The sequence below is a fragment of the Phormidesmis sp. 146-12 genome, assembly GCF_052939495.1.
Genome location: NZ_JBJPHS010000189.1, coordinates 1 through 7,330, shown reverse-complemented (window position 1 = coordinate 7,330; position 7,330 = coordinate 1). Strand labels below are relative to the sequence as shown.

5 protein-coding genes are annotated in these 7,330 nt (G+C 48.6%); all 5 read right to left on the bottom strand.

Going from position 1 to position 7,330, the window contains the following annotated elements; all coding sequences use genetic code 11:
- Positions 1 to 108 precede the first annotated feature (108 nt).
- Positions 109 to 3,633 carry a transcription-repair coupling factor gene (mfd, locus tag ACKFKF_RS33715; RefSeq protein WP_446871737.1) on the bottom strand — a complete coding sequence of 1,175 codons (3,525 nt, stop codon included), beginning with the start codon at positions 3,631 to 3,633 and terminating at the stop codon, positions 109 to 111.
- A gap of 648 nt (positions 3,634 to 4,281) precedes the next feature.
- Positions 4,282 to 4,584 carry a UPF0175 family protein gene (locus tag ACKFKF_RS33710; RefSeq protein WP_446871736.1) on the bottom strand — a complete coding sequence of 101 codons (303 nt, stop codon included), beginning with the start codon at positions 4,582 to 4,584 and terminating at the stop codon, positions 4,282 to 4,284.
- A 28-nt stretch (positions 4,585 to 4,612) separates the two neighbouring features.
- On the bottom strand, positions 4,613 to 5,317 hold the full coding sequence (locus ACKFKF_RS33705) for a hypothetical protein (protein WP_446871735.1): 705 nt from the start codon (positions 5,315 to 5,317) through the stop codon (positions 4,613 to 4,615).
- Between the two features lie 107 nt (positions 5,318 to 5,424).
- Positions 5,425 to 5,613, bottom strand: a complete 189-nt coding sequence (locus ACKFKF_RS33700) for a hypothetical protein (protein WP_446871734.1) — start codon at positions 5,611 to 5,613, stop codon at positions 5,425 to 5,427.
- A gap of 45 nt (positions 5,614 to 5,658) precedes the next feature.
- The gene (locus tag ACKFKF_RS33695) at positions 5,659 to 7,248 is read right to left on the bottom strand and encodes a HEAT repeat domain-containing protein (RefSeq protein ID WP_446871733.1); all 1,590 of its coding nucleotides are present in this window, start codon (positions 7,246 to 7,248) and stop codon (positions 5,659 to 5,661) included.
- Between the last annotated feature and the right edge of the window lie 82 nt (positions 7,249 to 7,330).

Genomic DNA, 7,330 nt, shown 5'->3' with positions numbered 1-7,330 from the left:
TTGGGGGGCAGAAGTGCTGAATAACGAAGCGAGAAAACTCCATCGAATTCACGTTGATTTATTGGCTGATTTTTTATATTCAACCAGAGCAGACTGATGAAAGGGTCTCTACACCAAAGCGAGTTCTGGTAAGGCTCCTTGCATTCGACCCAGCCAATCGATCAGATTTGACAACTGCTGGTCAGCGCTCAACATGCCCAACCCGCGCACTGTGACTTTACCCGGCATGAAGACAAAGCGCGATCGCAGATGTTCTGGCAAGTTTTCCTTTAATAAATTCCAGGCGGGTTCTTCCATTGGCGTTTCCAGAATCACATGCTGTTTGCCTTCGGGCTTGATGCGGGAGAAGCCGAGTTTTTTGGCGACTTGTTTGAGTTCCATGACGCGCAGCAGTTGGAGAGAAGCAGGGGGAATCGTGCCGTAACGATCGCTCCAGTCGGCGGCAATTTGCGTGAGTTCGGATTTGGATTGGGCAGAGGCCACCGATCGGTAAGCATCCATCTTTTGATCGAGGTCGGGGATGTAGTCGGCAGGAATAAAGGCGGTGAGGTTGAGGTCGATTTGGGTGTCGTCCACTTTGGGAATCTCTTGCCCGCGAATTTCTTTGATGGCATCTTCAAGCATTTCCATATAGAGGTCGAAGCCGATCGCGTCCATTTGTCCCGATTGTTCGGCTCCCAGCAGATTGCCCACGCCGCGAATTTCCATATCTCGGACTGCAAGCTGATAGCCCGATCCCAGTTGGGTAAATTCTTGGAGGGCGCGGAGTCGCTGTCGAGCCGCATCAGATAATTGATGTTGTTTGGGGTAAAACAGCCAGGCGTGGGCTTGAATGCCGGCCCGTCCGACGCGACCGCGCAATTGATAAAGCTGAGACAGCCCAAATTTTTGAGCATCTTCGATCAAGATTGTGTTGACTCTGGGAATGTCTAATCCGGATTCGATAATTGTGGTGCAAAGCAAAATGTCGGCTTCCGCGTCTCCAAAGGTGAGCATCGTCGATTCGAGTTCGGCTTCGGGCATTTGACCATGTGCGATCGCAATCCTCGCCCCCGGAATCATCTCGCGAATCGTCGCTGAAATTTCTTCAATCCCTTCAACTCTGGGCACGACGTAGAAGACCTGTCCGCCACGATCGAGTTCTTGCCGAATCGCCGATCGAATCATTTCAGGGTCATAAGGGGACAAATGAGTTTTAATCGGACGGCGAGAAGGCGGCGGTGTGGTAATCAAGCTCATTTCGCGGACACCAGACAGAGCCATGTACAACGTTCTCGGAATCGGCGTAGCGCTTAAGGTGAGCACATCAACCTGTGTCCGCAGTGATTTAATTTTCTCTTTTTGGTTAACGCCAAACCGTTGTTCTTCGTCTACGACTAGCAATCCTAAATCTTTGATTTGAATTCCTTTTCCTAATAGCTGATGCGTTCCCACAACGATGTCTAATTCTCCCGTTGCGAGGCGACGCTGAATATCTTTGCGTTCGTCAGCGGTGCGAAATCGATTCATCAAACCAATCTGAATCGGGTATGGCGCGAATCGTTCTTTAAGCGTGTGATAGTGCTGTTGAGTGAGAATTGTGGTTGGAGCTAATAACGCGACTTGCTTTCCCGCAGTCACAGCTTTGAAGATGGCCCGAATCGCAACTTCGGTTTTGCCAAAGCCCACATCGCCGCAGACCAGACGATCCATTGGGCGATCGCTTTCCATATCCAATTTGACATCTTGAGTCGCTTTAAGCTGGTCAGGAGTCGGCTGATAGGGAAACGAATCCTCCATTTCTTCTTGCCAGGGCATGTCGGCGGGATAAGAAAAGCCTTGCTGTTGGGCACGTTGGGCGTAGAGTTGCAGCAAATCCACGGCGACTTTTTTGATCGCTTTACGAACTTTGCCTTTGGTTTTTTCCCAGGCTTTGCTCGACATTTTGTTGAGTTGGGGCACTGCATCTCCCGCTCCCCGAAATCGAGACAGCGCACTGAGTTGATCGGCTGCGACTCTCAGCAATCCGTCGGCATATTGCAGCACCAAATATTCACGAGTTTCTTGATTGAGCGTCAGACTTTCTAGCTTGAGAAATTTGCCCACGCCATGATTTTTGTGAACCACATAATCGCCCGGTTGCAGCTTATTGGGATCGACCTGCTTAGACGCTGCGCGGCGACGTTTGCGAACATAACTGGGAGTGGTGAGGGTATGCTGACCAAAAAATTCACGATCGGTCACTACCACCAACCGAAACGTCGGCAAAATAAAGCCTTCTAGCTCCGCCAATCCAGAATATTTGACGGCAACGGGCACATGCTGAGTTTGCAGTTTGTCGATCGCCAAAAAGTCCCGTGGATTGGGCACAAACTGAGCAGGGCAATCGTGTTCTTGCAGCAGGGCGACCGATCGCGACGGTTGGGCCGACACGAGCCAGGTAGAGAACCCACGATCGCGCTCTCCTCTCAACGTTTCGGCCAACCGCCCGAACTGATGAGGCACCGCGGGAACAGGACGACTCGCTAAGTTCAAGCCATTTTTTTCTTCGGCAAGCTCGTTTAAGTAGAGGCGATCGAAGCATTCCACTTCAGACCGCGTTTCGGCAAAGGGGCGATGCAGTTTGGGGAAATTTGGAGATTGAACGGCTCCCACTTCTTGCCAATGTTCTTCGACGTGATCAAACCAGCGATCGGCGTGAGCCTCACACATTTCTGGCTCATCCAGAGCGATCAGCGTATTGTCCGGTAAGTAGTCCAGCAGAGAAGCAGGCTTTGAAAACGCCACACCCAGGAAACGACGCATTCCTGGAATCGCCTGTCCCTGTTCAAATTTCTCCAGATCTTCGGCAGACAAATAGGTTTCCGCTTGGCGAGACGTGAGAGCAGATTGGATGATCGGACTGAAACTCGTCGGCGTGAGAACAAGCGCTTGAATACGATCGAGCGATCGTTGTGTAGACGGATCAAACTCCCGAATCTGATCCAACTCGTCGCCAAATAGCTCTAACCGCACAGGCAACTCAGCCGCGACGGGAAACACGTCAATAATGTCTCCCCTCCGGCTCCATTGCCCTTCAGTTTCGACGAGATTTGTCCGCTCATAGCCTAGTCGAGCCAGCTCATTGCTCAAGGTGGTCAGATTAATTTCTTTGCCCCGCTCCAACGTCAAACAGTAGGGCGCAAACAGTTCGACAGGCGGGAGGTGGGGTTGAAGGGCGCGTTCGGTGGCGACGATCGCCAGTGAGGCGTGAGGCGTGAGGCGTGAGGAGGATTGAGTAGAAGCTTTGGATGGAGCATCATTCTCTTTGGTTTCGTCCCTCACTAAATCCGCCAACGTCTGCAACTGCCCCCAGGTCATCTCGGCTTCGGGGTCAAACGATTCGTAGGGCGAGGTTTCTGACGTGGGGTAGAAATGTACCGTTTGCCAACCCATCGCTTCGAGTTGGGCAGCCCAGCGTCCGGCTTCCTCCAGGGTGGCGGTGACGACGAGGAGGGGACGAGATTGCGCCTGAGCCAGCGTAGACGCGACAAATCCTTTGGGCAGTCGTGCCAGACCACTCAGCTTGAGAAACTGCTGCTGACCCAACTTATTAAGAAGTTCTGTGGTGAGGGGCGATCGCCCAAGCGCACGAGTAATCGAAGAGAATGCCATTGTCGGAAGCCGAGAGGGAGCATCTAAAGTTTGTCTATCTTTACATGTTAGGGGAAGGATTGAGAGATGAGGGATGAAGAGGGAGGAGGGAGGAGGGAGGGAGGAGATCGAGATTGGAGAGAGCTGTGTTTCTAATGGCAGATCTTCAGATGGGGATTCGTAGTCTCGATCGACCTTTTCAAAGCTTTTCTTTGCTTCAGGAATCCTTACTCGCCTGCTTCTTGGAGTATGAGATCGTATAAGCTTTGACTTCTAGATAGGCTTGAAAGATTTTGGAAGCTGTATTGCTCAGATGTCTGAGCCAGGAGCTTTGCTAAGTTCGTCAAATCGATCGATCATTTCTCGAATCTCGCTGGCTGCAAGGTTGGTTTCATCCGATTTGGAATACAGAGTGACCAGAAGAATGCAAACTTTGTCCCTCAGTTGGTAAATGACCCGATAGCCCGCACTTTTACCTTTTTGAAGGTCGCTGTTTTTGACACGGACTTTGAAGACAATATAGGATGTGCCAGGAATTTGGTCGCCGGGACAGTTTCGAGGTCGTCGAACAGAGGTTGTAAATCAGACCGGATACTGCGATATCGTTTTGCTAGTTTGCGAAGTTGTGCCTGAAAGTCAAGTGAGACTAAGATCTCAATGGCAGAAGACTCAGACATCAATTCCATCCCAAAGTTCAGAAATGGGTTTTACTCTGCCTTCTTTGATGTCCTGTAAGGAGATTCGCAAATGGGCAAGAATGAGTTCGTTTGGGTCGTCGTCAGGGTCGCTTGGGGCAGTTAGGATTTCTCGATCGACAAGCAGTTGATAGAAATCATCGACATCCATCTCGATGACTTTGGCAGCTTGCTCAATCAGTAGGATTTTTTGTTGGAAAAGTGCGATTGCGAGTTCGGTACGCAGTTCGGCTTCGCTGAGGTGAAGAGAGTCGGGAAGGTCGATCGTGATTTGCATGATTTTGGCTCCTGTTGTCGTGGTGACTCTACTTCACGTCTTCGCTCACGCCTTCCAGGAATGCAATTGCGCCTTTGCCCCAAGGATTTGATTCGACAAAGTGTTCTCCGACTTTGAGCGCTGCTTTTTTGCTTCCGTTCCAGAGGCGTTTGAGGTTGAGGAAGTTTTGCCAGCGAAGTTTGTCCTGCGATTCGATCAGTTTTGCTTCGACATCAATGATTTGTGCAATTGCAGTTTCATCCGTCACAGCGGTGTATTTCTGCTGCAAGCTAAGGATGAATGCTTGAAAATCGTTTACTAAGAGGTCGAGATTCTCAGTTGTGTGATGTTGTGTCCCAATCATGTCACCTTGAATCGTGATGTCGCCTGTGTTGATGTTGCCGTTTTGGTGGGTGATGTGGAACGTGGGCTGGTTATTAGGGATATGCGTCATGGGTATCGATTGAAGTTGTGTGAGCCAATGATCAATCCATTCTGTGGGAAATTCTTCTGGGCTGTCGGGTGAGCGGCTTTCCCACTGAGCCACGATGTCTGAAAGGATCTCTTTGAGATGACGCGCATTGAGGGAGCGATCGCTCCTCAATTGACTTTCAAGCAATTCCCATTGATAGTGTTCAGCAAGTTGCACCAATTGAGGGGTGGTGATTTGTCGATCAAGGAGTTGTTGTAAAGAAGCGAGGACGATCGAATGTAGAGATGCGATTTCGGCGTGATTGGTGTGAGTGTCTACCATCGATGTACCTCCTTTCCGGTTTCGGGGTCGATTTCTAGATGTCCTAAGTCGATCGGGCGTTTGGGATGAATGCGGATGACACGACCTTGATTGTCGTAGCTTTCGTACTAGGTGCGGAGGGTGGTTCCGGTGGTGGTGTCTACTTCGACGACGAGACGAGCGCCTGCGGTTTTGCCTTGGGTTTTGGCGGGTTTATAGGTGTCATAATAACGAATTCTCTGGTTCTGTAGGAGTTTGAAGGTGGCATAGGTGGCGGCTCGGCGGGGATGGTCTGGAACTTGGGTAAGGTCAATCACAAAGGGAATCGGGAGAGGAGCGTTGCTTTGCAGTTGCGCTTTGTGCTAATCGTCGTTGGGTGTGGATGATTCTACGCCAATTTGATCACCTGCGATATTGACGGTTCCCGTGTTGAGGTTGCCGTAATTGCTTTCTATGTAGTAGTTGGTTTGTGAGCGATCGCTCTCTTGGTGGGTGGGTCGATCGTTCTTCTGTGCTTCTAGGTAGGCTTGAAAGATCTCGTAGTTGTAGTACCCGCAGCGCTTTTGGATTGCTTTTATCACTTTTAAGAATTCTAGAAATGAAGACGAATATTGCCAAAACTTAGATAGCAGTTGAGGGTCTCCGAGCTTACCAAGTGCTTCTATTGCTTCCACCCTGGCATCATTAAAACCACTTCCTAGGATCAGTTGAATCAGTTTCGGTGTAGCTAATTCACACACTGCTTGTAGAGTTGCCGATGACATGGGCTGCTCTGAGAATCTTCCTAACACATGTACAATCTTCCATTGGATGTCTGGATCTTCATGATCAATTGCTGCGATTAACAGCGGAATAGCACGATCATCACCAAGATAACCCAGCGAAATAGTTGATTGACTGCGGACGTAATAGTCTCCATCTTTTATCTTTTCAAGTAGTTCGCGAGAAGCTCGTTCTTCTTTCCTTGCTGCTTTCAATATGTCAGCCACTGCACAAGATACTTCAAAATTCCGATCTTGAAGCGCTTGAAGCAATCCTTCGATTGCATCTTCAACTCCTATCGTCATCAGTGCTTTAGCGGCTCGTACACGCAAATCAGAGTCTAGCCATTCATTCTCTAAAATCTGTAAAAGCCCAGGTAGTGCTGATTCATTAGCAAGCTGTATGAGTAACTCGGCTGCCACTTCAGAAACGTCTGGATCGTCTAGTGCTTGTAGTGCTTGGAGTACACCTTCTATTGCAGAAGAGGTTCCTACTTTTGACAATGCTAAAACAGCTAATCCGCGGATGAATTCTTCTTCATCTTTTAGAGCATTAAGCAATTGGGGTACAACCCTTTCACATCCTAAAAGACCAAGTGCAAAAGTCGCTAAGACATTAGTATTTTCTTCATCTAAGACAGCAAGCAAGACAGGAATATGTTTTTGGTCATCCAGTCTTTCTAACATCTCTACAAACTTCTCCCACTCATCAGGATCTTCAGGTCGTAAATCTTGAATTAGTCTACGAACTGAAAGATGGATATTTTGCTGAATCGATATGGGTAATACTTCCTTAGCCGTGGCTGAATCGCTTGCACGTAGTTTATAACCTGTTGCATTTTGAGAAAGGGATGAAACTCTAGATTTAGCACCTAGTTTCTTTAACGCTCTATCTACCCTACGTTTAACATTAGAATCTCCATTCAAGGCAATTTCACGTAATCCACCAATCGCTACTTTGCTTCCAACTTGTTCTAGGATTCGGATTGCTAAAAATTGAATAGAGGAGGGCTTGCCATTAATTGCTTGAGGAATCTTACAGATAGCTTGATCACTGCCAATTCTTCCTAATGCCTCAAGTGCAGCATTTAGATTTTCTCCGTCTTCCAGCGCTATAAGTAACTCTTGAACAGCAGCTTCAGAACACATTTCATTTAGTAGTTTGACTGTCAATGCTTTAGGGGCTTTCAAGGCAGTTATCAAGTTCAGTGTCTTGACTCAATAGTCCGGACAAAATTAGACAGCGATAACGCCGTAAGACCTTAGATTCTGG

Excerpts from the sequence above, each read along its gene's own strand:
- mfd (WP_446871737.1), bottom strand. The coding sequence starts at position 3,633 with ATGGCATTCTCTTCGATTACTCGTGCGCTTGGGCGATCGCCCCTCACC.
- ACKFKF_RS33710 (WP_446871736.1), bottom strand. The coding sequence starts at position 4,584 with ATGCAAATCACGATCGACCTTCCCGACTCTCTTCACCTCAGCGAAGCC.
- ACKFKF_RS33705 (WP_446871735.1), bottom strand. The coding sequence starts at position 5,317 with ATGGTAGACACTCACACCAATCACGCCGAAATCGCATCTCTACATTCG.